This is a genomic window from Aquimarina macrocephali JAMB N27, assembly GCF_000520995.1.
Classification (GTDB): Bacteria; Bacteroidota; Bacteroidia; order Flavobacteriales; family Flavobacteriaceae; genus Aquimarina; species Aquimarina macrocephali.
This window is the reverse complement of the sequence record NZ_JACA01000007.1, coordinates 125,033-150,248: the sequence shown is the minus strand read 5'-3', so window position 1 is coordinate 150,248 and position 25,216 is coordinate 125,033. Positions and strand designations below refer to the sequence as shown.

General features: G+C 30.6%; 30 protein-coding genes and 1 pseudogene. 29 read left to right on the top strand and 2 right to left on the bottom strand.

Going from position 1 to position 25,216, the window contains the following annotated elements; genetic code table 11:
• Positions 1-98 precede the first annotated feature (98 nt).
• The 29 genes and pseudogenes from Z054_RS30000 (at position 99) to Z054_RS0107680 (ending at position 23,547) form a co-directional block, all read left to right on the top strand.
• Positions 99-896, top strand: a complete 798-nt coding sequence (locus Z054_RS30000; protein ID WP_024769524.1) for a hypothetical protein — start codon at positions 99-101, stop codon at positions 894-896.
• Between the two features lie 245 nt (positions 897-1,141).
• The gene (locus Z054_RS0107810; protein WP_024769523.1) at positions 1,142-2,356 is read left to right on the top strand and encodes a serine hydrolase domain-containing protein; all 1,215 of its coding nucleotides are present in this window, start codon (positions 1,142-1,144) and stop codon (positions 2,354-2,356) included.
• Between the two features lie 256 nt (positions 2,357-2,612).
• Positions 2,613-3,590: a hypothetical protein gene (locus Z054_RS0107805; RefSeq protein WP_024769522.1), complete on the top strand. Its 978-nt coding sequence runs from the start codon at positions 2,613-2,615 to the stop codon at positions 3,588-3,590.
• Between the two features lie 163 nt (positions 3,591-3,753).
• Positions 3,754-4,320 (top strand): Crp/Fnr family transcriptional regulator, encoded by a 567-nt coding sequence (locus Z054_RS0107800; RefSeq protein ID WP_024769521.1) that lies wholly within the window; start codon positions 3,754-3,756, stop codon positions 4,318-4,320.
• Between the two features lie 87 nt (positions 4,321-4,407).
• Positions 4,408-4,758 carry a DoxX family protein gene (locus tag Z054_RS0107795; protein WP_024769520.1) on the top strand — a complete coding sequence of 117 codons (351 nt, stop codon included), beginning with the start codon at positions 4,408-4,410 and terminating at the stop codon, positions 4,756-4,758.
• A gap of 145 nt (positions 4,759-4,903) precedes the next feature.
• Positions 4,904-5,161 carry a nuclear transport factor 2 family protein gene (locus Z054_RS32675; RefSeq protein WP_084050175.1) on the top strand — a complete coding sequence of 86 codons (258 nt, stop codon included), beginning with the start codon at positions 4,904-4,906 and terminating at the stop codon, positions 5,159-5,161.
• Positions 5,092-5,340 (top strand): nuclear transport factor 2 family protein, encoded by a 249-nt coding sequence (locus Z054_RS32105; protein ID WP_024769519.1) that lies wholly within the window; start codon positions 5,092-5,094, stop codon positions 5,338-5,340. The genes Z054_RS32675 and Z054_RS32105 overlap by 70 nt, the downstream gene beginning before the upstream one ends.
• 101 nt (positions 5,341-5,441) lie before the next feature.
• Positions 5,442-6,173, top strand: coding sequence for a DUF3108 domain-containing protein (locus Z054_RS0107785; protein ID WP_024769518.1), 732 nt, complete (start codon positions 5,442-5,444; stop codon positions 6,171-6,173).
• 612 nt (positions 6,174-6,785) lie between these two features.
• Entirely contained in the window at positions 6,786-7,016 is a 231-nt protein-coding gene (locus Z054_RS29995) for a hypothetical protein (protein ID WP_051473699.1), read from the top strand.
• Positions 7,017-7,805 (top strand): annotated as a pseudogene (locus Z054_RS29990) (FAD:protein FMN transferase).
• 169 nt (positions 7,806-7,974) lie between these two features.
• Positions 7,975-9,228, top strand: a complete 1,254-nt coding sequence (locus Z054_RS0107770) for a glycosyltransferase (protein WP_024769516.1) — start codon at positions 7,975-7,977, stop codon at positions 9,226-9,228.
• A gap of 157 nt (positions 9,229-9,385) precedes the next feature.
• Positions 9,386-9,877, top strand: coding sequence for a flavodoxin family protein (locus Z054_RS0107765; protein WP_024769515.1), 492 nt, complete (start codon positions 9,386-9,388; stop codon positions 9,875-9,877).
• A gap of 341 nt (positions 9,878-10,218) precedes the next feature.
• Positions 10,219-10,470: a hypothetical protein gene (locus tag Z054_RS30900; protein WP_084050170.1), complete on the top strand. Its 252-nt coding sequence runs from the start codon at positions 10,219-10,221 to the stop codon at positions 10,468-10,470.
• A gap of 232 nt (positions 10,471-10,702) precedes the next feature.
• Positions 10,703-11,155 carry a carboxymuconolactone decarboxylase family protein gene (locus tag Z054_RS0107755; RefSeq protein ID WP_035090995.1) on the top strand — a complete coding sequence of 151 codons (453 nt, stop codon included), beginning with the start codon at positions 10,703-10,705 and terminating at the stop codon, positions 11,153-11,155.
• A gap of 143 nt (positions 11,156-11,298) precedes the next feature.
• Positions 11,299-11,760: a hypothetical protein gene (locus Z054_RS0107750; RefSeq protein ID WP_024769512.1), complete on the top strand. Its 462-nt coding sequence runs from the start codon at positions 11,299-11,301 to the stop codon at positions 11,758-11,760.
• Positions 11,761-11,901: 141 nt separating this feature from the next.
• Positions 11,902-12,393, top strand: a complete 492-nt coding sequence (locus Z054_RS0107745) for a hypothetical protein (RefSeq protein WP_051473697.1) — start codon at positions 11,902-11,904, stop codon at positions 12,391-12,393.
• Positions 12,394-12,574: 181 nt separating this feature from the next.
• Entirely contained in the window at positions 12,575-13,159 is a 585-nt protein-coding gene (locus Z054_RS0107740; RefSeq protein ID WP_024769510.1) for a Crp/Fnr family transcriptional regulator, read from the top strand.
• A gap of 75 nt (positions 13,160-13,234) precedes the next feature.
• On the top strand, positions 13,235-14,035 hold the full coding sequence (locus tag Z054_RS0107735; protein ID WP_084050167.1) for a type 1 glutamine amidotransferase domain-containing protein: 801 nt from the start codon (positions 13,235-13,237) through the stop codon (positions 14,033-14,035).
• 178 nt (positions 14,036-14,213) lie between these two features.
• Positions 14,214-15,116: a class A beta-lactamase, subclass A2 gene (gene bla / locus Z054_RS0107730; protein WP_024769508.1), complete on the top strand. Its 903-nt coding sequence runs from the start codon at positions 14,214-14,216 to the stop codon at positions 15,114-15,116.
• 221 nt (positions 15,117-15,337) lie between these two features.
• Positions 15,338-16,099 (top strand): DUF4241 domain-containing protein, encoded by a 762-nt coding sequence (locus Z054_RS0107725; protein ID WP_024769507.1) that lies wholly within the window; start codon positions 15,338-15,340, stop codon positions 16,097-16,099.
• A 304-nt stretch (positions 16,100-16,403) separates the two neighbouring features.
• Positions 16,404-17,318: a C1 family peptidase gene (locus Z054_RS0107720; RefSeq protein WP_024769506.1), complete on the top strand. Its 915-nt coding sequence runs from the start codon at positions 16,404-16,406 to the stop codon at positions 17,316-17,318.
• A gap of 163 nt (positions 17,319-17,481) precedes the next feature.
• A complete protein-coding gene (locus Z054_RS0107715) occupies positions 17,482-18,075 on the top strand; it encodes a hypothetical protein (protein ID WP_024769505.1) in 594 nt (197 codons plus the stop codon).
• 102 nt (positions 18,076-18,177) lie between these two features.
• Positions 18,178-18,492: a hypothetical protein gene (locus Z054_RS0107710; RefSeq protein WP_024769504.1), complete on the top strand. Its 315-nt coding sequence runs from the start codon at positions 18,178-18,180 to the stop codon at positions 18,490-18,492.
• Between the two features lie 157 nt (positions 18,493-18,649).
• Entirely contained in the window at positions 18,650-19,162 is a 513-nt protein-coding gene (locus Z054_RS0107705) for a DUF4348 domain-containing protein (RefSeq protein WP_024769503.1), read from the top strand.
• Positions 19,163-19,401: 239 nt separating this feature from the next.
• Complete coding sequence (locus Z054_RS0107700; protein WP_035091036.1) at positions 19,402-19,770, top strand: hypothetical protein; 369 nt, start codon at positions 19,402-19,404, stop codon at positions 19,768-19,770.
• Between the two features lie 109 nt (positions 19,771-19,879).
• Positions 19,880-20,686 carry a class I SAM-dependent methyltransferase gene (locus Z054_RS0107695; protein ID WP_024769501.1) on the top strand — a complete coding sequence of 269 codons (807 nt, stop codon included), beginning with the start codon at positions 19,880-19,882 and terminating at the stop codon, positions 20,684-20,686.
• Between the two features lie 211 nt (positions 20,687-20,897).
• A complete protein-coding gene (locus Z054_RS0107690) occupies positions 20,898-21,389 on the top strand; it encodes a hypothetical protein (RefSeq protein ID WP_024769500.1) in 492 nt (163 codons plus the stop codon).
• A gap of 88 nt (positions 21,390-21,477) precedes the next feature.
• Positions 21,478-22,212, top strand: a complete 735-nt coding sequence (locus Z054_RS0107685; protein WP_024769499.1) for a LytTR family DNA-binding domain-containing protein — start codon at positions 21,478-21,480, stop codon at positions 22,210-22,212.
• A 123-nt stretch (positions 22,213-22,335) separates the two neighbouring features.
• Positions 22,336-23,547 carry an alpha/beta hydrolase-fold protein gene (locus Z054_RS0107680; RefSeq protein WP_024769498.1) on the top strand — a complete coding sequence of 404 codons (1,212 nt, stop codon included), beginning with the start codon at positions 22,336-22,338 and terminating at the stop codon, positions 23,545-23,547.
• A 70-nt stretch (positions 23,548-23,617) separates the two neighbouring features.
• Here Z054_RS0107680 and Z054_RS0107675 read toward each other — a convergent pair whose 3' ends face one another.
• Together Z054_RS0107675 and Z054_RS0107670 are read right to left on the bottom strand one after the other, a co-directional pair.
• The gene (locus Z054_RS0107675; RefSeq protein ID WP_024769497.1) at positions 23,618-24,208 is read right to left on the bottom strand and encodes a hypothetical protein; all 591 of its coding nucleotides are present in this window, start codon (positions 24,206-24,208) and stop codon (positions 23,618-23,620) included.
• The gene (locus tag Z054_RS0107670; protein WP_024769496.1) at positions 24,205-24,711 is read right to left on the bottom strand and encodes an RNA polymerase sigma factor; all 507 of its coding nucleotides are present in this window, start codon (positions 24,709-24,711) and stop codon (positions 24,205-24,207) included. The genes Z054_RS0107675 and Z054_RS0107670 overlap by 4 nt, the downstream gene beginning before the upstream one ends.
• Between the last annotated feature and the right edge of the window lie 505 nt (positions 24,712-25,216).

Sequence of the window (25,216 nt, the reverse complement as noted above, 5' to 3'; positions counted from 1 at the left end):
TCGCGGATTTTCTATTCAGTTTATATTTTTTAAATTAGATACTTAAACACGCCACTAACCATACACAAACACGTTACCCATAATTATGAAAAAGCATCGTGACTAAAGAAAAACACCTTTACCGAATTTTATTTCTTGTCTCAATTTTTCTATTGTTGATTAATGATTTGTATCTGAAATTTGAATACCATAATTATCTGACTGGAAAACTGTCAGACTTTGCTGGATTATTTGCTTTTCCTTATTTCTTTAGTTGTTTCTTTCCAAAAAAAATAAAGCCTATTTATATATTAAGTGGAATTTTATTTGTGTTTTGGAAATCTGAATTTTCGCAACCAATGTTTGACTTTGCTCACTCGTACGGAATCGGAATTGACCGAACGGTAGATTATTGGGATTTAATTGCTTTGCCAATTTTGCTAGCTTCATTTCGTTATTGGAATTCGAGTTTGATAAGTGTAAAAGAACCTAAGAGAATATTTAAGCCAATAATTATAACTATTTGTAGTTTCAGTTTTATCGCAACAACCTTAGCTTCTCACATCGAAGAACTGAACTTAAAATCCGATTTTGAAACAATCTTGAATTACGATTTAGAAACTGTAAAAAAGGAATTAAGGATTTATCACGATAGTATTGTTCCAATTGGGTCATTTATGATTAATTTGGAGAATAAAAAAGCTGAGATATGGACAAAAATATCTTTGAGAAAAATTGACAGTACTAAAACTAAAGTTTCTCTTGATAGTATTCTTGATTTTAAAGTACAAGGAACTGGAGTTATGTTTTACAGCGGAATTGACGAAGATGATGTTGAATTTATGAAAAAGCTGACTAAAAGAGAAATAGAACAGTTATTTGAAAAGTCGATAAATAAAGAGTTCGTGGTAAAATAACTATGGGTAACAATGTATATAAAAAATAGCGCAAGTTATTGCTAACACAAAGGCTTAGGCATTTTTGGAAAGTCGCCAAATTTTTAAATTTGACGATTTCCAAGTAAAAAGATAAATAGTAAAATTTAAAAATTCGGCTTGTGTTTAATCCGAAAAGTTATCGCTTATTTTCAGAGCTACTTTTCATATACTGAGCCGTTACAGCCAATTATCCAAAACATTCTACAAATAATCAAAAACATTAAATGAGAAAAAAACTAAAAATCACATTTCTTACAGTACTGTCATTTGTTCTATTCCTTTTGATACTTCTTTCTATTCAATATACACCTACCTATGTTTATAGGCTTATAACAATGAATGTGGCTGATGTTTATGATTATAAAAACTTTAAAAATCATAGGATTCAAGGAGCAGAGCATACTAATACATTTATTTCAAAACCAAAAGAGAAGTATATAGAGTCATTATTTGAAGAACTCGTAACTAAAACTGGATTTAATAGCTTTAAAGATTGGGCAATCGAGTCTCAAACAACCGCTCTTATTGTTATAAAAAAAGATACAATCATTTATGAGAAATATTTTAATGGCTTTAGTAGAGATTCTTATTTCCATTCTCAATCTATGGCAAAGTCGTTTATATCGTTTTTAATTGGAACTGCTATTGATGATGGCTTTATAAAAAGTGTAAATGACCCAATAACAAATTATATTCCTGAACTTTTAGAACGAGATTCAAGCTTCAAAAAAATAACCATCAAACATTTACTTGAAATGCGTTCTGGGCTTGAGTACAACACAAGTCTTATACCCTTCACTAGCATTCATTCACCTTGGCACGATGAAGCTGTTGGTTATTATCACCCAAATATTCGGAAGTTGTTACTTGAAAATGTTGATATTTCATCCGAACCAGGAAAAGATTTTCAATATTCTAATTACAATACAAGCTATTTAGGATTGATTCTTGAAAGAGCCACCAGTTTAACTGCTTCCAATTATCTGGAACAAAAATTATGGTCAAAAATAATGGAGTATGATGCGCTTTTTTCTATAGATAGTGAAGAGTCTAATTTTGAATATATGCCAAGTCGTTTGATTGCTAGAGCAATTGATTATGCTCGTTTTGGTCAGCTCATGCTCAATGAAGGCCATTGGAATGGCAATCAAATTGTATCAAAGGACTGGGTATTAAAGTCTACCCAAGAAAATAAATCCATTCCTCGTGATATTTATCCAAAATGGTTTGGAAGAAGTGACAAAAGAATTTACTACAATTATCAATGGTGGGGTCACGTAAATAAAGACGGTACTTATCATTTCTATGCAAATGGTAATCTTGGACAGAACATCTACATCATTCCCGAAAAAGAAACTGTAATTGTTCACTGTGGTAATTCACTTCAATATTACAGTAGTGATTTTGATTTATGGAATGTTGCTTTACAGTTAAATTAGAATTAAGTAACAGCTAAGATTCAAAATAAAAACTGGCTGTAATACCGTATATAAAACATAGCTAATATGGGTTTTCTTAAAGGTTTGTGTGTTTTTACGAGGTCACCAAATATAAATTTGGCGTTTATAGAAGAAAAAGATAAAAACAAAATATTTATATTTAGCTAAGTAATAAACCGAAACGAAAGTGCTTATTAATTACCCTACGTTTCTTATACGAGACGTTGGCAAACATTAAAAAAAACACTCATTGAAAATGAAATTTCTAATTTTAACTTTTTTATTCCTGTCTGGATTTTCTGTTTTTGGACAGTTCAATGAAAAGAAAATAGAAACTGATTCGAGTCATATTAGAATCATTAAGAATTCCGTTTATAAAACCTATACCGAAACATATAAATTCAAGGATTTAGAGTGGTATAGTGTTCATTTTATCAAAGACACTACTCGACTAAATACTGAAGGTTGGTCGATAAAGGATGGAAAGAGAATTGGGATTTGGAAAGAATACAATTTTAACAGACAATTAATGTTCACAAGAGATTACGATAATGCAGTTTGTGAAGTAAACAAAACTTTATTTCCATTTCACGAACTTCTTGAACAAATGAAAACCAAAGCAGATAATCTAATAATAAATACATATAGTAAAGAGTTTTTCGAAAATTACGTTCGTTTTGATTTTAATTGTTATGCATATGACACAGATGGATATGTCGGAAGTTGGACTGAACCCATTGAAAGAAAACCAACAAAATTTTTATTTAGATACCAAGTAAAATTAAATACCTCAGAATGGTATGACGAAATGATTGGAATTGAACTGGACGAAAAAGGAGAATATATTCCTAACGAAGGGTTCTGGAATAATTACGGATTTGAAAACGTGAAATCCAATAATAAAACATTCCAAATTGATAAAAACAAAGCGATTGAAATTGCAAAAACAAAAGGTTTACTAGTAAATAATTTAGAAAAAGTATCGGAATTTTTAAAATGGGAAAAATTCAAAAAAGCTGAATTTTATAACGGACAGTTTAAGTATTATATAACTGAATTTACAAATGAAATAAAGGACATTAAAGATAAAGGACGTTCAAGGATTGTATATAAATATAATGTTTACTCATTCGACCCTTGGACTGGAAAATTTATTGAAAAAAAGAAAATGAAAAGAGTTAGGGAATGGGAAAAAAATAGTGGATTTACATCTGACCTATTACCTGATGAATAAAAAAAACGCACTACAACAATGGCTATAATTCATTGTGGTTTTGTGCTACACCAAAGTAAAAGTATAAATCAAATGGCTGGATTTCGGTGGAATAATCCTGCGGATGATTCCACAACGAAATCATAGCCGAGACCGTTGGCAACAATATAGGAAATCACTCAAAATGAAAGAACAAATCAAAACATATTTCAATCGATATGTTGAATTTAGTGACACCGAAATAGATAAGATTTATTCTAAATTAATACCAAAGACATTTCAAAAGAAAGATTACATTCTTTGTGAAGGGCAAATATGTAAAAGCAATTATTTCATAATAAATGGATTAGTTCGCTCTTTTTATATCGACGATAAAGGGAATGAAAAAATAACTCAATTTGCTCTTGAAAATTGGTGGGTAACTAATATGGAAAGCTATATAAAAAATATTCCTTCTTACTTATCCATTCAAGCAATTGAAAAAACTACAGTTCTAATAGTTGACAAAGTAGAATTAGAAAGGCTATTTAAATCTATTCCAAAACTTGAAAGATTTTTCAGAATGATTACAGAAAACATGTTAATTGCTATTCAACGTAGAAGTGACATTTATTTACAAATGAATAGTAAGGACAGATACACGCATTTAATTAGACACTTTCCAAGTTTTTCTCAAAGAGTTCCTCAGTATATGATTGCATCTTACCTAGAAATTACACCTGAATACTTAAGTGAATTAAGAAAAAAGTAAGTTTTATCTATTTCTTAAGATACCTTAATTTTTAAAGAAGCTGTGTTATATAGTTTTGTAGTCATAAACTTTTAAACATCAATTGTTATGAGCAGCGAAATTTCAAAAACGAAAAAAATTATTGCTTGGATACTTGCTGGGCTCTTATTAATCCTATACCTAGGTAGTGCCGGAGCAAAGTTATTTCAACCCGAGCAGATGAACCAAATGCAGTTAGCCGATTGGAGAATTGTAATTGCTATTGGCGAGATTGTAATAGCTTTTCTTTTCTTAATTCCAAAAACAAATAAATATGGTACTCTATTGCTAAGTTCATATATGGGTGGTGCAATTGTAACGCATATGATTTGGTCTATTCCAATATATATGCCTGCTATAGTCCTAATTTTAGTTTGGCTTGTTTTCTATCTAAGAAACCCAAAATTTATTGAATTATAATCATTAACAATACACATTATGGAGTGAATTACCTATCAAGACATCCCAAATGGAATGTTTGAAACGCAATACAAGCAGAAAATTTCAATGATACGAGAATGTGAAATTCAAACATTTGCTTCGTTTTAAACAATTAAAATAAAATATGATGATACAAAAAATTTCAAAACAGGTTATCGAAACTTGGATTTCAGGCTTTCATAAAGAAGATGTCGAACAACTTACTAACTTGTTTTCTAAAGATGCCACTTTCTATGATCCACGATATCCTTTATTAAAAGGTAAAAATACGATTGAATCCTATTATGTTCATTTATTATCTGAAACCACAGCTTGGGGTGCAACTATGTTGAGGGTCCTTATTTACATGGTGAAGATTGTTTTGCTATACATTCTCGTTTAAAATTTACTTGGCGAGAAAACAATATAACTGTAGATTGGCCATTCGTTGCTTTTTTTAAAGTACGTCTATCTGATGGTAAGATTATTCGTTATAATGAATACTGGGATTCTGAAGATACTTTAAAAAAAATAGGAATTAAGACTTGGGGACCTTTACCAGAATATGCAAAATCTAAATAATAAGTCCTTTTAGATTGATAAATATAAAGGTTCAAACAATGTAAATTATAGATGAATTTTATTCTTATTCCAATCGTATCTAACACAAAAAATAATAATTTATGAAAAATATTCTTTTAGTAGTCCTTTTAGTATTTATCTCTTTGAGTTCATTTGCACAAGATTCTACGATCACACCAGTAAACAATTCTTTTGATTCAAAATTAATCAAAAATGAGAATTATGAAATGACATGGTTTATGGAAATAGACACTTCAAAAATAGAAATAGGAAAAATTAAAACAGAGATAAAAAGAATTAAAAATAACGTTTTAATAATAACCTCTGTTAAAATGAATCAAGCACAAACAAAATGGGTTGACACAACTCTTGCTCATATAAATAATCTTAAACCTATTTACCATTCTTCATATAATCAACAAAGGGATATGGTACTTAATTTTGATAAAAAAGTAACTGGTTATTATTTTGACAAAAAGACAAATACTAAAAGCGAAATAGCAGAAACTACATCTGGTAGTTATTTCGATAGCAATATCTATCCGCAATTGATTAGGTGGCTGCCTTTAAATAACGAATACCACAAAACTATTTCAATTTTTGATTATAACCCGAGTGCTAAAACAGGAGTAATAAAAGCCTTTATTAAAAATGTTAAAAAAGGTAAATTGCCTGGAAATGGAGATAGAGGTGTATGGATAGTGAAAGTGACTGATGACATTTCGGACAATAAAGCCATTATGACATTTTATATTGATATTAATAATAGACAAATAATTAGACAAGAAGTAGATATGCAGGGACGAAAGATGATTATGGAGTTAATTAGTTAATACGGACAGGATATTATGTACGACAGAGTATAATTTATTTTTAAATAACACAAAAATTGAATCCAAAATCTGCAATTAAAATTATGCTCTATCTATTGGTAGCGGTAATACTTTTTCACTTATGTATTATGATAAAAATAGTTCCCTATGAAATTTCTTGGGGAGGAAGATTGAAAAATGATTCTGATATGTATGTTTTTGAAACTATTTCAATCATAATCAATCTGTTTTTATTTTCGATCCTTTTGATCAAAGGAAAGTATTTAAGAGAGTTTATATCAATGAAAATTGTGAATATTACTTTATGGATTTTCTTTGTCTTATTTGTATTGAATACTGTCGGAAATATTTTTGCTAAAACCTATTTTGAGAAATTTTTTGCTCTATTGACGTTATTTTTTTCAATTTTAACTTGGATAATTCTACGTAAAGACAAAAAACGAAAACACAACACGGTAAAAGATACATAGCACACTAAAAGCTATTTGTCTCATAAATTAACACAAACTTGAAGTATAGAATATGAGTTACTACCAACAAGTATCTAATGCCATTTTGAAAGAGTGCATCATATACATTAGTTACCACACATTTGACAAAACCTAAAACAGAATGAATATTTTAAAATTATTTTCACTTTTTATACTTACTACAATTCTTTTAGGATGTGAAACAAATAAGCAAAAATCAATTGTCCTACAAGGATTAGCCATCGGAACTTCTTACAAAATAGAATATTATAGTAGTAATGATAATCCGAAAATCAAAAAAGGGATTGACTCTGTCATTTATTCAATGAATAAATCTTTGAGCACTTATATACCTAATAGTGATATATCCTAAATCAACGAAGGAAATTCAAATATCAATACAGATATTCTTTTTCAAGAAGTATTTAAACTTTCAAAAGATTTATATACAAAATCAAAAGGATTTTTTGACCCAACTGTTGGAACATTAAGAAATGCATATGGATTTGGAGATACTTAACCTCTTAAGTTAATTACTGATTATAAATTAGATTCTATGATGAATTATGTTGGTTTCAATAAAGTTAAGCTATTAGACAATGGTAAAATTGTTAAAGAAAATCCTAAAATTTATCTTGACTTTAATTCAATTGCAAAAGGCTATACAATAGATAAAATTGTTGAATCAATTGCAAATGAAGGTATTGAGAATCTAAGAGTAGAACTTGGTGGGGAAATTAGAGTAATTGGAAAAAACTTAAATTATAATGATAATTGGACAATTGGAATTGAAAGTATTGAATCTAAAATTAATAATAGAACAGTCAGAGCTAGATTAAAACTAATAAACAAATCAATAGCTGGTTCTGGAAATTTCAGAAAATATAGAATTGATTCTATCACTAAGAAAAGATATGTTCATACAATAAATCCACTAAACGGAAAAGCAGAACAAAGTGATGTTTTAAGTTCGTATGTAATTGCAAACACTTGTGCCAAAGCTGATGGTTATGCAACTGCATTTATGGCTATGGGAATTGAGAAATCAAAAAAGTTGCTGTCTGAATTAGAGAAAATAGATGCTTATTTGGTTTATTCAGACTCTTTGGGAGAAACGAAAACATACATCACTAAAGGCTTTAAAAAATTAATAATAAAATAGAAAAAAAACGTGTAGTAACACCGTATATAATTTATTGCTAGTGCTAGCCTAGTTATGAAAATCCTTGTGGATTTTCTATTCGGTTTTTATTTGCTAAATTCCTTACTTAACTACGCAACAAACAATATACAAATACGCTGTAACTCATGCGAAAAAACAATTAGACAATATGAAAATACTTCTAATTTCTATAGGAACACGTGGTGATATAGAACCTTTTTTAGCGATTGGACAGCTACTGTATAAAAAGGGTCACGAAATAATATTTTCCTTTCCAGAACAGCATTCAAAATTAGTTTCAAATGAATTTAAATTTTTTCCGTTAAGCCCAAAATTCATAGAACTGATAGAAAGTGAAGATGGAAAAATAATGATGGGCGGAAAAATGAGACTGAATTCAAAAATCAAAGCTTTATATAATTTATACAAAAAAGGTAAATATGTCAATAAACTTCTTGTAAAGCAACAATATGAAATTATAGAAAAAGAAAAACCTTATAGAATTATCTATAATTCAAAATGTAACTATCCGTTGATTTGGAGTATTGAAAATTCAATGAAATCCGTAATGATTAGTCCAGTACCTTACGTTATACATTATGTCGAAGGTAATGCCCATATCGGTTTCAATGGAAATTACGGCAAACTAATTAACCGATTAACTTATCGGTTGGCAATTTTTGGTTTAGTAAAAATGATTAAAGATGCCTCCAATAATATTCCCGAAAAAATTTCTTTAAGCAAAAGAAAAATTAAAAAAGCATTATTTGCAGAAAATTTAATATTCACAATTTCTCCCACACTATTTTTAAATCCAAAAGATTGGCCTTCCAATGTTCAAATATTAGGTTATCACAAGCAGGACAAAAAAGTGGACTGGAAACCTGAAAAAGAACTTATTGCCTTTTTAGCAAACAATAAAAGAGTTGTTTTTTTGTCATTTGGTAGTATGGTGAATCCAAACCCTGAAAAAACCTCTCGTTTGCTATTAAAAACGCTGAATAAATTACAAATACCAACAGTTATAAATACAGCATCAGGTGGAATTATAAAATTGAGCGAGTTTGCCAATAACGAACTATTTCATTTTGTGACTTCTATTCCTTACGAGTGGATTTTTAAAAGAACTTATGGAGTTATTCATCACGGAGGATCGGGAACAACACATATGGGACTAAAAAATGGTTGTGCCACACTTATTATTCCGCATATAATTGACCAATTTGGTTGGAACTCTATGATTAAAAGTATTGGTGCAGGACCCAAAGGACCCTCAATTGGAAAACTTTCAATAAAGACAATAGAACCTTTATTAATAGATTTAGTTACTAAAGAATCATATAAATCAAAAGCAGAAAAAATATCTCACAAAATGAATAGTGAAAATCTAAAAGAAGAGTTATACGAATTTATAATGGCGTGAAGGAAGATGTATAAAAATAATAGCGGTTTAATCGCTAAAACGAAAGTAAGTAAATATAAAAAAGGTCTGTATTAAACCGAAAAGTTAGTGCATAAAAATCGGCAACTATTATTATACTAGACCGTTGCCACACATTTGAGGAAAAACGAAACGCTTAATGAAAAATATCATAATTACAGGAAGTTCAAGAAATGATGGAGATACTAAAGCTCTGACGAATGAACTGATAAAAAAATCAAACTGGGATTTGATAGACTTGAACGATTATAATATCGGATTTTACGATTATAAGCATAATTATGAAAATGATGATTACCTCATGCTAATGCGAAAAATTATTGATAAATATGATACTCTGATTTTTGCAACACCTGTTTATTGGTATTCAATGAGCGGAATTATGAAAGTATTTTTTGACAGAATAACTGATTTATTAGAAATTGAAAAAGACCTTGGGCGAAAATTACGTGGGAAAAACATGGCTGCAATTAGTTGTTCAGTAGGAAATAATTTAGGTCATATTTTTTGGCTTCCGTTTTCTGAAACCGCAGATTATTTAGGAATGAAATATCTCGGAAGTTTACACACAATCGCAGGAGAGATAAACCAACTGGAATTAGATGAATTTATCAATCAAGTTGGAAAATAAAAACGTGTGACAAAATTTATTCACCTCACAACTAGGTAAGTGACTAATAGATATTAAGGTATATTTTTACGATACGATCCATATACATAAACATTAGCACCAATTAAAAATCAACAAACTGAAAATTATGATTTTATCAATCTTAATAAACATAATATTAATTGGACTCGGATTAATTCATTTCAACTGGGTCATTGGAGGGGAATTTGGTTTTTCGGAATCGTTACCGACAAAAAAAAACGGAGAAAGTAAAATATGTTGAAAAATTTTTATCTGAAGTTTTTACCGAATGTGACGAATTTGCAGTCAAATACTTATCAAAAGTATTCTTACATTTCAAAATGGATTTTACACCTGCACCTGTAATAAATGAGATAAAATCTAATTCAATAAAAATTCCCATAACATTATTTGCTGGAAAAAATGACATACTTTTTCCTGGAAATAAAATGATTAAAAGAGCGAAAAAGATATTCCCAATTTTGAAAAGTGCAAAACTAATTGAAGATTCAAAACACGTTCAAAGCAAGAGGCAAAATGAATTGATCGAAAAAACCATACTGGAGAATAATGTATTACAACAACATATATAAAAAATAGTGTAAATAGTTCTCAAACCTAAAGGTTTAGATGTATATGCAAAATGGTCTAATTTTACCCAAAGAGTTCCTCAATATATCCATAGCCTCCTATTTAGAAATCACACCTGATTATTTAGGTGAATTGAGAAAAAACTAAATGCATTTCACTTCTTAAGACATCTTAATTTTTATAAGACAGACACACCGTAAATTTGTTTCATAAATTAATTAAAACATTATAATTATGGAACGAATTACATATCAAGACATCCCAAATGGAATGTTCGAAAATTTAAGAATTATTGAAGACTCAATTATTAATTCTTCTTTGGATAGAAAACTAATAGAAATAATCAGATTAAGGACTGCTCAAAGAAATGGCTGTGCCTATTGTGTGGATATGCATCACAAAGAGCTAAAGCATTTAGATGAATCTGATCTACGACTATCCTCTTTATGTGTTTGGGAAGAAACACCTTACTTTTCAGATAAAGAAAGGGCAACACTATATTTTACAGATGCACTTACCAAATTAGAACGCAAACCAATACCAGATGATATATATAATTCATTATTGAGTTTCTTTTCTAAAGAAGAAATATGTTTTTTAACATTGGCAATATCTCAAAGTAATACTTGGAATAGGTTGATGAAAACTTTTGGATTTACACCCGGAAATTATATAGCGAATAAATAATTACTGTTGCCAACACCGGATATGAAAAATAGCAGTTAAGAGCCAAATTTATAGTTTATTTCTTTTCTGCTATCTTTGTTTTAAACTGAAAATAGTCGCATACAAATCTGCTACTTTTCATATACAAAACCGTTGGCAACAATTTGAAAAAACCGAAAAACATACTAAACATTTTAACTCTGATTTTAATTTTAAACTATGGAGATTTTTATGGACAAGATACTATTAAATTAAAAGGACATTTAAGAGAAACTTTTCTTTTAGAGTCTTTTGAAATGTATCCTGACAAAACTTTCAAATGGACTAATGAATATGATTTAAGTTGGAGTGAATATGGAGGATATAAAATAGAAAAAAACAAACTGATTTTTGATTTTTATATTTGGATGTGGAAACCAACAAGTATGAGTATAAGAGATAGTATTGCGAAAACACCAAAAATATTGAATACTCGGATATTTGAAATAGAAGGAAAAAGGGTTTATCCAATTACGGAGAAAGGAAAACGGATAATCAAGATGAAAGATCCATATTACAGAAGGAAATGGAGTTGGTTATTCGGAAATAGATATGAATATAAAATTATGGCTGATAAAAAACTGTAGCCAACACCGTATAAAATTAATTGCTAGCAAATTACTTATTTACGAAAGTCCAAACGAACTTTCTTGGTTCGTATTTTATTTAGTAAATCAGTTTCTTAAAACACGCAACTAACCTTATACAAAAATGGTAGCTAATTGAAAATGATATCTAGAATTTTAAATTTAATATTAATATCCTGCCTTGTTATTGGTTGCGGAAAGAATAAAAAACAAACCGAAAACCTGAAAATAGAAATGGATATCTCTGAAAACGAACCCAAATCATTACTTGATAATGTTAGGCTTGCTATAAATCCTAAATTTGAAGATTGGGTATTATTTGAAAATGGGACTTACATTATTTTTGATGACACTAATAAAGTTAAAAATACCGAAGTCAAAGCAATTGAGTTAATGAAAGAATTTGGACCAGTTAACGCTGGCGGACCTGCCGGTGATTTTAATGTAATATCTCTTAATCAAACGAAAGGTTGGGTTGTTTCAGGACACGGATATGGAATGTACACTTATGTTCATCCTGACGAATTAAATACCAGCTCTCCAGACGATATTACAATCGGATTATTTGGACGTTCTAAGCGAGATAAAGATGGAAATGACCCGAAAATTATCCATATAAACAAAAATAACTAGCTACAACAACATATATGTGCTCATAGCAACTAAGTGATGAATTGAATGGTTGTTGTATTTTTGGTTAGGCGCAATGCTTGCCAAAAGTAAAAGTTAGCAACCAATGCGCAAAATAAATCGAAAAGCAAGGTAACATTTTGCCTTGCTACGACACATATATTAAACGTTGTGAGTAATTTAAATGAACATCGAAAACTCAATAATATCAGAAATTTTTAAAGACATCTCTTTTTCAAAAAAAGAAGAAAATCTTATTGAAAATAAACTTGAAAAACTCAATTTAAAAAAAGGTGCAACAATATTAAAAGCAGACGATAAAGTTATCAGTCAATATTATGTTTACAATGGATGCTTAAGGACTTACTTTATTGACAAATCTGGTAAAGAACATACTTTGCAATTCGCTATTAATGATTGGTGGATAAGTGATTATACAGCATTCTTCACAGCATCCAAAGCAATTATGCATATTGAGACTATTCAGGAAGCAACTTTGTATAGAATTTCCAAAAAAAGTATGGACGATTTATTTGTAGAGATTCCACAATTAGAAACTTTTTTTAGAAAAAAAATGGAAAGAGCTTTTGCTAGCTTTCAAAACAGAATATTAGCAGGTTTAGCTCAATCAGCTAAAGAAAGATACGTTTCTTTTATAAGCACTTACCCAAATATTGAACAGACTGTAAAAAATTACCATATAGCTTCTTATCTAGGAATTACTACAGAAAGCTTAAGTAGAATTAGAAAAGAAATATCTCATAATTGATTTTATTACCATACATCAATTTTCAATACTTAATTTGACGATAATTTTGTCCCTTTAAAATACAAACATTCTCAAATGAAAAGAATGACAACAATTGTAATCGCTTTAGCTTTATTTTCTTCTTGTGGTAATAACACAAAAGAAACTAATTCTAATGGACAAAAATTAAGTACTGACACAGAAAAAAGCAAAACAATGAAAAAAGTATTATTTGTATTAACAAGCCACGAAGATTTAGGAGACACTAGACTCAAAACCGGTTTTTGGATTGAAGAATTTGCAGCACCTTATTACTTATTAAAAGATAAAGGAATTGAAATTACTTTAGCATCTCCAAAAGGAGGACAACCTCCAATTGACCCAAAAAGTAATGAACCAGATTTCCAAACTCCAGCAACAATAAGATTTAATAAAGATACAGAAACGCAAGAAGTATTGTCTAAAACAATAAAGTTGGAAACTGTAAATCAAGTAGATTATGAAGCTGTATTTTATCCAGGAGGACACGGACCATTATGGGATTTAGCTGAAGATAAAAATTCAATTGCCTTAATAGAAGATTTTTATAAAAACAATAAACCTGTTGCAGCCGTTTGCCACGCTCCTGCTATTTTTAAACACACAAAAAATACAAATGGGACATCTTTGGTTAATGGGAAAAAAGTAACTGGATTTACAAACGGAGAAGAAGAAGCTGTTCAACTAACTTCTGTTGTTCCATTTTTAGTAGAAGACATGTTAAAAAGTAATGGTGGAATTTACTCTAAAAAAGCAGATTGGAACCCTTATGCTGTTGAAGATGGTTTATTAATAACTGGGCAAAATCCTGCATCTTCCGAATTAGTTGCTGAACTTTTATTAGAAAAATTGAAGTAAAAACTACTCGCAACAACGTGTATAAGCAATAGCGACTTGAGCTTTAATTCAAATCGCTATTCTTTTTTATTTTGTAAATTACTCTACGAAAAGTAGTGGCAAAAAATTCGATACTACTCATACACAAACACGCAAATTTCTATATACGAACACGTTACCAGCAGGCAAAATAAAAATTATGTTTAAAAAAACGCCCATTATATTCTTAATCTTTTTAATAACTTTCTCAAAAGGATATTCTCAAGAAATTGAAACATTAAGACAGAAAATTGACAGTATTATAAATACTAAAAAAGCAATTGTTGGAGTCGCAATTAATGGTATTAAGGTTAAAGATACTCTAAGTATCAATGGTCAAAGACACTTTCCAATGCAAAGCGTATTCAAATTTCCAATTGCATTGACAATTTTATCTGAAATAGATAAAGGCAACCTTTCTCTAAACCAAAAAATAGACATTAAGAAAAGTGAGTTGTTACCAGGACTATGGAGTCCAATTCGAAGAAAGTATCCAGAAGGTGGCAAACTTACTATAGCGGAAATCATAAAGTATACTGTTGCTTTAAGTGATAATGTTGGTTGTGATGTTTTGTTAAAACTTCTTGGAGAGCCACAGGTTGTTGAAAATCATTTTTCGAGTCTCGGTTTTAAGGATTTTGCTGTTAAGATAAATGAAGAAACCATGCAAAATAATTGGGATTCACAATTTCTAAATTGGACAATACCAAAAGAAGCTAACAAGATACTGGCAACATTTTATGAAAACAAAAATGGTTTACTTTCCAAAAAAAGCTATGATTTCATATGGAATATAATGAAAGGAACCAAAACAGGGAAAAACAGACTAAGGGGACAATTGCCTAAAGAGACTATAGTTGCGCATAAAACTGGCTGGTCGGGAAAACATAAAGAAACAGGTATAACTGCCGCAGTAAATAATATCGGAATTGTTTTTCTACCTAATGGAGAATACTTTACTATAAGCGTTTTTGTCACTGAATCAGTAGAAGATTTTGAAACTAACGAGAAAATAATATCTGATATTTCTAAAGCAGCTTGGGATTATTTCATAGATGAGTAACTATAGATTATCCTAATCAGATATTAAAAATGCTAGCAGCTAACAATGTGCATAAGTAATAGTGATTTAAGTGATAACACAAAATATAAACATATAACAAAGGTCAGTGCAAAACTGAAAAGTTAGTGAGCAGAAATCCATTACTACTCACAGACGAAACGTTACCAGTAATTTGAGAGACATTGAGAAAGCTATTAATATTCGGAATAATTCTAAACTTTTTGTCTTGTAATTTATCAAACGAAAAACCTGAATCGCAAAAAGAAAAAGAAATGTTTGGACTGTTTAAGAAAAAAAATGAAAAGAAAACTGAAGTACTTTCACACGCTGATTATAATCTGATTTTTGACAATAAAGAAGTTGAGGAAACCCTAATTGAATTACTTGAAATTGGAATGTTAAATGTTCCAAGCGGACAAATTGTGGTTTGCGACCCGTTAGTTTATTCCGAAACAAAACCTTTAACAAAAACAGTTAAACCAGGTAAATATCCAATCAAAATTTATGTAGCCAAAACAAAAGAATCTGGAGATAGATATGCTGTCGCAAAACTTGAATTTAGTGACAAGAAAGCCGAAAAATGGGTTATGGCTTTGCGAACAGAAGATGACATTAACGAATTGACAGACGAAGCCGACTATTTCGGATTTCCTGTTGATGCTGGATTAGGCGGATTTTATGACTTCCAATCTGGAAAAGAATATCAAAAATTTGAAACAGATTTTATTAAAGCTAATCCCAAAGGAAATATTTATGACGATTTTTTTGCTGCAGAATTTAAGAAAAATGCAAAGGACCAAAATGATCCAACTGATTATGGAGATTGGATAAACTTTCAACTTCCCAACTCGGAATTAAATATTACTATGTTTCATTCAGGATACGGAGACGGAATGTATCCATCATATTGGGGAATTGGCAAAGAAGGAGAAATTGTATCTCTTGTAATTGATTTTTTAGTGTTGTTAATACCAGAAATATAAATACACTACTGGAAACAACGTGTATAAAACATAGCTAATAAGTGCTAGATCGAGAGGTTTTTGTCTATTTGGTTTGTCATCAAAGATTTAAACTTAGTATTTTAGAAAAAATAAATATAAAACATAAACTTTGGCTAAGTGATAGTTCGAAAACCAGTGATTTTTTGCTACCGCACTACGAATAGCTAAACGTTGTGTGCAATTTTATCCTTGGTCATTTTAAACTAAAATATACCTGCTATCGAGTATTGAAACTAACGAAACTTGATACTAATATTGTTTTATCATTTTAACCTTTAAAATAATGAAACAATCTAAAAAAAATCTAGGATGGATAAAAGACTATCCAGATATTCGAGACTACGACCCAAATACTTCAACTATCCTAAGAAACCCCTTAAAACCAGATCCAACCAAATCTGTAAAAGAGCTTTTAAAGAAAACAGGGATAGCAAATAACGCAGAAGAACAATTAGAAAAAAAAGTAGACAATAGAAACTGGTGTTCACCAATCAAAAATCAAGAAAACATAGGCACTTGTACAGCGTTTGCAGCAGTAGGAATGTATGAGTATTTTCAGAAAAGAGCATTCAACAAATATATAGATGGGTCAGAATTATTTGTTTACAAAACAACTCGAAACATTTTAAATTGGAATGGAGATACTGGTGGATATTTGAGAACTGCAATGGGCTCACTAGCTCTATTTGGTGTGCCTCCATCAAGTAGTTATCCATATGAAATAGATAAGTTCGATAAAGAACCATCAGCATTTATATATTCATATGGTCAAAACTTCCAAGCACTTACATACTACAGATTAGACCCTTTAGGTTCAAGTGGTAATCAAACTCTCATTAATATTAAAAACCAATTGGCTATTGGAATTCCTTCCATGATGGGATTTACTTGCTATACTTCTCTCGACGATCCAAAGACTTCAAACAATGGAAAAATTCCTTTTCCAGGTGAAACTGAATCTGTACTAGGCGGACACGCAGTTATGGTTGTTGGGTACGATGATGATTTGGTAATAATAAACCCTATTGATAAAAAAAGAAAAAAAGGAGCATTAATAATCAGAAATTCTTGGGGAGTAGCTTGGGGTGATAATGGATATGGATATATTCCATACGAATACGTAAAACAAAAACTCGCAAGTGATTTTTGGTGTATAATATCAGCAGAATGGATTGATACTGGAAATTTTGCTAGATAAACCAAACAGCACACAACAACGTGTATAACTAATTGCTATAGCTGGCTAGGACGACGATCTTTGCGTACTTTTTATTATATTACTGCGGAAAATAAAGCGTGTACTTTTACGCAACTGACCATACACGAACACGTTGTAGCACATTATGACCAACCACATCAAAATGAATCGAATTTTAATAATTTTTCTTACATTTCTAATCGGATTTACTAGTTGTAAAAACTCTGAAAAGACAAATGACAAACTTGAAGTTGCTGAAAAATATTTTGTGGCACTTGACAAATCGAATAGTTCCGAAATGAAAGATTTATTAAGCGACAGCCTTATAACCAAAATACCGAAATACAAATATGAAGTGAGGTATTCGAAAAATGATTATATGGAGAAATGGCTAAAATGGGATTCAGTTTTTGAACCAACTTATAAAGTGCTCGAAATGAATTTGGAAAACGGAATTGTCAAAGCGAAGGTTTCAAAAATTGACAATAGAATTCTTTTTTTTATGCAAAAGCCTTTTTTGACAAATGAGATTCTGAAGTTTGAAAATGAAAAAATCACTACAATAGAAACGGAGTACCTGAATTTTGACGAAGAGACTTGGGGAAAAAATAGAAACGAACTTTTAAGCTGGATTTCGGAAAATTACCCTGAATTGAAAGGTTTTATTGATGATCAAACGGAGGCTGGAGGAAAGAAATTCTTAAAAGCACTGAACTGTATAAGAATAAAAATTAACGTGCTACAACACTATATATAGCAAATAGGGCGATTATTGTTTAATCAAATGACAAGAATTGGATTGAAAAGATAAAAGTTGGAATAGAAAACGTTCGGTAACAACCTTTAACAAACATTGAAAATGAAATACGGAATTGGATCAGTTATTCTTGCATTAATCGGAATTTGCTTTATCGTTTGGATTAATTATCAGTTCTCTCAAGTTTATATTGAGGTTGCTGCAAAATTTGAAGCTGATGGCGGTGTTGTTCCAAGTGTCGTTATGAATAAATGGATAGATAGAAGCATCGCTATTGGAATTTCATTGCTTGGCTCTATTCTAGGAATTAAGTCCTATAGAATCGGAAATAAGATTGGATTATTTGGTATTGCGCTCTCAATTTTACTTTTAATTCTGGTGTTTTTTCCTTTATGGTCATATATCGCATATTGGTAGTACTTTAGACACTAAAACAAGAATTAAGTAACGTTTGCTAACAACATGTATAATTCATTGCTAGTGTAAGCCTATTTACGAAAATTCTCATGGATTTTCTATTCGGTTTGTATTTGCTAATTTAGTTGCTTAAACACATAACTAATCTTATACAAACATGTTATCTACAATTAGATCAAATGAAAATATTATCATTACAACATACTTATTAATAGTTTTAACTATAGTTAGCTGCAAACAAGAAGTAAAATCTGAACCTGAATCTGAATCGGAACTGAAACCTGAAGTTGTTGAAAAGATTAAGGAAAAAATAGAAATCCCTAGTAATGTAGACTCTGAATTTAAAACCTTCTTTAAGTTTTTCAATAAAGATTCTACTTTTCAAATAAGTCGAATAGATTTCCCTTTAAAAATAATGGAAATGAATGGAGAGATGTCAGATGTTGAGCCTAGAATAATAGAGCTTAAGGATTATGAAAAAATGGATCTGACTTACGACAAATCTTTTGAAACTAGAGAATATGACAAATACACTCAAAAAGTCATTTTAGACGGTTCTAAAGCGAGAATCGAACTCCGTGGAATAGACAATGGAATTCATAATAATTTTGAATTCGAAAAAATTGACGGACAGTGGAAAATGATTACTTGGACGGACTCATCAACATAAAAAAGTAGACAAAACTATATATAGTAAATAGAGCAATTAGCGCTTAATCGAAAGGTTGTTGTCTATTTTTAAAACCAAATCTTTTGATTTGGTTTTAAAAATGAAAAAATAAAACAAGATAAAAAGTTTTGGCTTGTGGTTAAACTGAAAGTAATCGCTTATTTTCTGCCCAACTTGCCATATATTTAACGTTGGCAGTAATTCAACACAAACTATTAATCTATAAAAAGACAGAAAATATGGGACAACAAGAAATTTTAGATCAAACGAACGAAGCTGGAAATAACAAAAAAAGACCAACTGCAATTACAGTAATTTGTGTACTTGGTTTTATTGGAGCGGCTTTTACTATCCCAATGATTTTTTCTGACATTGCTGGACAAGTAGGTAGTTGGTACCCACCTTACTTGGGTCTATCAGCAGTAATCGGATTAGTTTGTATGCTTGGACTTTGGAAAATGAAAAAATGGGCAGCATATATGTACACTGGATTTGTTGCTTTGAATCAGATAGTTTTATTAGCAATGGGCGTTTGGAATATAATGGCTCTAATTATCCCTGGGATTGTAATAGGAATTGCACTTGCACATATAAATAAAATGGATTAGTAACAAAACGTTGTACTTAATCTAACATGATGAATAACCTTTTTTGTAGCTACTTTGATATAAAATATTTCTAACTTAGTACGTTCCATTTTCAATATATTGCTAACCTATGCTAACCAATATTTTTGCTTTCTTTCTTAAAATTTCTCCACAACTGAAGCGAACGGTCTGGAAAAAACTATATGAGTATCTGTCAAAGAAGTATCCAACAGAGGAGTGGACTTATATGAACTACGGATACGAATCTTGCAATGAACCTATTGGAATCTCACTGAAAGAGGAAGAAGAACGTGACCGGTATATGATTCAGCTATACCACCATGTGGCAACAGCTATAGACCTTGTTGATAAAGACGTATTAGAAGTTGGTAGTGGACGTGGGGGAGGTTCGTCGTACATCAAACGATATCTTAAACCAAAGACGATGATTGGAATTGATTACTCTAAAAACGCAATCAAATTCTGTAACAAACATCATTCGGTGGAAGGATTAACCTTTATTCATGGTGATGCAGAAAACTTATCGTTGGGGAATGAAAGTGTAGATGTGATTGTGAATGTCGAATCGTCACATTGCTATGGGTCCATGAAAAAGTTTGTGGAGCAAGTAAACAGAGTGCTTCGTCCTGGCGGGTATTTTTTGTTTGCAGATCTACGTCCCTCAGAAAAAATTGAAGAACTTGATAAGACTTTCAATGATGCAGGATTTGAAGTACTCAAAAAGGAATTGATCTCGAAGGAAGTGGTCAATGCAATGGATGCATTTCATGAATTCAAGTTAGAATTCTTTCAAAATATGGTAAAGGGTTGGTTAAAAAAGCCGCTGAATGATTTTGCAGGAGTAAAGGGTTCGAACATCCATAAGGAATTGAGTAATGGTAAGATGGTTTATTATCATTATGTGTTAAGAAAATGATTAGCTTCTACTCTTATTCCAACATGTTTATATAGACACAGTATTAAATTGAAAAACTAAGCACAACAGAATATATAAAAAATGCTCAATATTTGGCTATCTTTGAGTTCTTCCATACTATAAAAAAGCAATCACAGATGAAAGATTTGTGTTTTTAAAGAATCGCCATTTCATATACAATACAGTTGTGCTTAATATTAAACTAACAAATATGAACTATAGAATAATTACTAAATACTATTATCTCATTGCCTTTCTTTTACTAACTAATTCTGTTTTTAGCCAAAATGAAAAACAAGAGAAAATGGAATTATTAAACTTTATGGTTGGTGAATGGATTGGAACGTCGAAAGTTTATGAAAAAGGTATGGTTTCCAAACAAGGTTCGGCATACCAAAAAATCACCTATGACATAGACAAGAGCATTTTGGTTATTGAGTTGAACACCGAATTATTGCAGTTGCACACAATAATTTATTATGATGAAAAAGACAATAAATACTACTATTATGCTTTTTCTAAAAGAGGGGTTTCTAGATATCCTGCAGAGTATAAAAATGGACAATTAATAGTGTGGAGTAATGAAAAAAATCGATTTATTTTCAATAGAACATTAGACGGCGGTTTTCGAGAATATGGAGAACAATTAGTTGACGGAAAATGGACAAAATATTTTGAGGACACTTTTAAAAATTCTCAATAAAAAAACACTAAACACAACAATGGCTATAATTTATTGTGACAGAGAGTTAAAACAAAATTTAATTTGAAAAACCAAATACTATTAATAAATGAATAAACTTAATCCATCCATAAAACATCACCTATTTGTTGGGCTATTTATAGGTTTTTGGATTTTTTGTTTTGGTTTTTTTATTAGACCCTTTGACGATGCTATATTAGATTATGAATGGGTTCCTATAAGTATTGGGTTTGGTATGTTTAGCTTCTTATGTTATGCTATTGTAGCTGTCATACAAAATAAGTTGTATCAAAAGATTTTAAGATGGAATATAACTTTTGAGATTATAACCATAGTATGTTACTGTCTGTTTTTTACCATTGTATTGTATGCATACTCTAAAAGCGATTTTGTAAACTCTGCTTACAACTTTTCTTACTTCTCATTTTTAATGGCAAAGACCTCTATTGTCTTAATTCCTATCCTAATACTCGCTAGAATATATGTTGTAAAACTCATTCCTCCTAAAGAAACCATGCTCACTATAAAAGGTGATAATAAGTTAGACATACTCAAACTATATCCATCAGATTTAATATCTGTCTCGAGTTCGCAAAACTATGTTGAGATTTTCTTTTTAGATAATAATGCTTTGAGTTCAAAACTTATACGATCTTCTCTAAAAAAAATTCATCAAACTGTTCCTTCTTTAATACAAGTGCATCGTTCTCACTTTATAAATCCTTCTCATTTTAAATCTTGGAAAAATCAAAATACGATTTATGTTACCCAAATGGAAGTAGTTGTTTCTAAAAATTATAAAGAGGTTATTTTAACTTTATAATTTTCGTCCCTAATAGATAACTTTTCGTACCAAACCCATATTTTTTAGCGGTTTGAAGGTTTTTTGAATGTACTTTTACATTGTGATAAGCCTGTCAAATAATCATCATAAAATCACTTTTAAATGAAAAACATACTACTAGTAGTTGTCATTATAAGCATACATTTTCAGATCAATGCACAATTTTCTAAAAACGGAAAGAAAGAAATTATCATCGCCACGGTAGATTCTATTTACTCAGAAACCCTTAAAGAACATCGAGAGATATGGGTGCATCTTCCAGTTGAAGGTAAAGAAGGTGAAAAATACCCTGTATTATATATTTTAGACGCTCCAGAGCAATTTTCACCAATTGCAGGTATTGTAAGCCATCTAGAAAAATGGGATATGCCACAGACCATTGTTGTAGGGATTCCAAATACAGATAGAATTAGAGATTTTACTCCTACTGCTGTCCCAGCTTCTCCCGGAGAGCCATTTGAAAATTCAGGAGGGTATGAAAATTTTATAGACTTTATGGAGTGTGAGCTAGCTCCATATCTTAAAAATAAATATCCTGTGGATGAAATGAGTACTATCGTAGGACATTCTCTTGCGGGTCTTTTTGTAGTAAACACCTATGTATCTCATCCACGTGTTTTTGATAAGTATCTAGCTATTGATCCAGCCGTTTCCTGGGATGATCAAACATTTGTAGATACATCTGAAGAACTACTCCAAAAAAATAACTATCAAAACAAATCACTTCACGTTGCTGTCGCAAATAGCACTTCGGTAGATACCGTAAGAGTAAGAAGGATGAATGATAGACATACCGAACATTTAAGAGCCAATCTTAATTTTCACGATATCTTGGTAGAAAACAAACAACACCTTGATACTACTTGGGAGTATTATCCCGATGATGATCACAGGAGTCTGATCATTCCTTCAATGTATTCTGGCATAAAAAACTTATTTAGTTGGTATAAATTTAAAGCAAGATGGCTTTTCAATACCCCTAAAGGATATAGCGCAAAAGAACTTACAGAACCTTACTATACTCATTTTAAAACCTTGAGTACACATTTTAAACGTGATATGAAACCAGAATGGGAATTTGTAAATGAGGTAGCATTCTTTATTTTAGATGTACATAAGCTACCTGAAAAAGCAAAAGCTTATCTTGATGTAAATCTTCACTTTTATCCAGACCAATCTAGAAGCTATGTGGCGATGGGAGATTTTTACTTCAAAGAGAAAAAGAAGAAAGCCACTGTTGAGTATTACAAAAAAGCTATTGAGATAGATGGCAATACAGACGCTCTAGAAAAACTCAAAAAACTAACTAAATAAAACTGTAATCTGAAATTACAGTTTTAATATTCAAATATTATGTTTCAATGACTAGAATCATATGTTTGAATTATTCTTCTAAACTTTCAATCAATTCATCAATTCTATTAATTCTTGGTATAATTTCATTTTTTACTCTTCTTTTGCTCAAATAGTATTCATAAATTCCTACTCCGACCAAAGCCAAAAATGCTCCGACCCCTATATATCGTGCTAAAGGTTTCTCCCAAATACCAACAAAAAACAAAGGAACTATGAGGTAAATAGTCAAAATAGACCAATTCAACGAAGTTTCAAGCATTTTCTTTTGGGCTAGAAGGTAGACTTTGGTCTTTTCTAAGTATTGCAGGTAATTTTCTTCAAGATCACTTGGCTTGAGTTTTTTTACTCCGGACATTCGAATTCCCACATATATTGACCACACTATGACGAGTACCGAAGCAATTTTCATAGAAATATAAGGAGCCCAATAAACAATGAACATAAATGCCAGAATAGTTATCAACGCAGAAATAATATTTACCCGTTCTATATACTTCCACCAACGGTGTAAGCGTCCTAAACTTGATTGTAATTCTAGCATCAATTTAGATTTTTCAAATTTTAAACGTTCCTGATTGCTAGACGATTGCCAGATACTAATTAATTCATCTTCTATCATAATATTTCATTTATACAGTTCAATAATTTTGATTTTATTCGCTTAACCTTTACGGCTATGTTATTTTCGGACAGGCCTAGAATACTAGAAATTTCCCTATAGGCTAATCCTTCCAGGTAAAGCGCAACAATCGCCTTATCACCTTCACTCAATTTTTTTACACATTTTCTTAGACTAATTAATTTTTCATTCTCGCCTCCGATCCTTTCTTCCGAACTAAAATTTTCAATAGTTATACTATCTAGTCTAATAAATCTATTTTGGTTTTTAGTGTGTTTGGATTTAAAACGAAGGCAAACGTTTAAGGCTATTCTGAACATCCATGTACTAAGAGATGAATTACCTTTAAAGGTAGCCATCGACCTCCAAACATGAACCAAAACCTCTTGAAAAAGGTCTTTAGCGTCCTCATGGTCTTTTGAATAAATCGAGCAAATTCTGAATAGTTTCTCCTGATTTTCTTCTAAGGCATTAAGAAATATAGTTTCACGTTCTTTTCTCATTGTTAAAGCTTGTCTTTACTATTTTAGTTACCATAGTTTTCAAAATATGACACTTTAGAATACTATTTTTTAATCAATAACTAAAGCTTTTCATTACAACAGGTTTTCTAGCTGGTACGCGAAGACGCACTTGACTCTGACGTGACTGTTACGGTGAGCTTTACTCAATCAGATAAAAGACAGACTCAAAAAATTAATTGCTTACTCTTTACGTGTTGCTACAGAAAATAACAATATGTAAGAAAAGATAGGTTTTTGTGTTTAATCCAAAGGTCTGTGTTATTTGTAAAGTCACCTAATATTCATATTTGACTTAGTACCAACCCGAATTGTATGGCTTATCAACTGCCCTACATTTCTTACACGAAACGTTAGCAGCAAGCTAAAGAAATATCCGAACTAAGATTAAAATGAAGGTAATAAATAAAATCAAGATGTACATTTTACAATTCAACTAAGCCAAACGATACTTCAGCAAAAACAACTACTTGGTTGGAGAGATTAA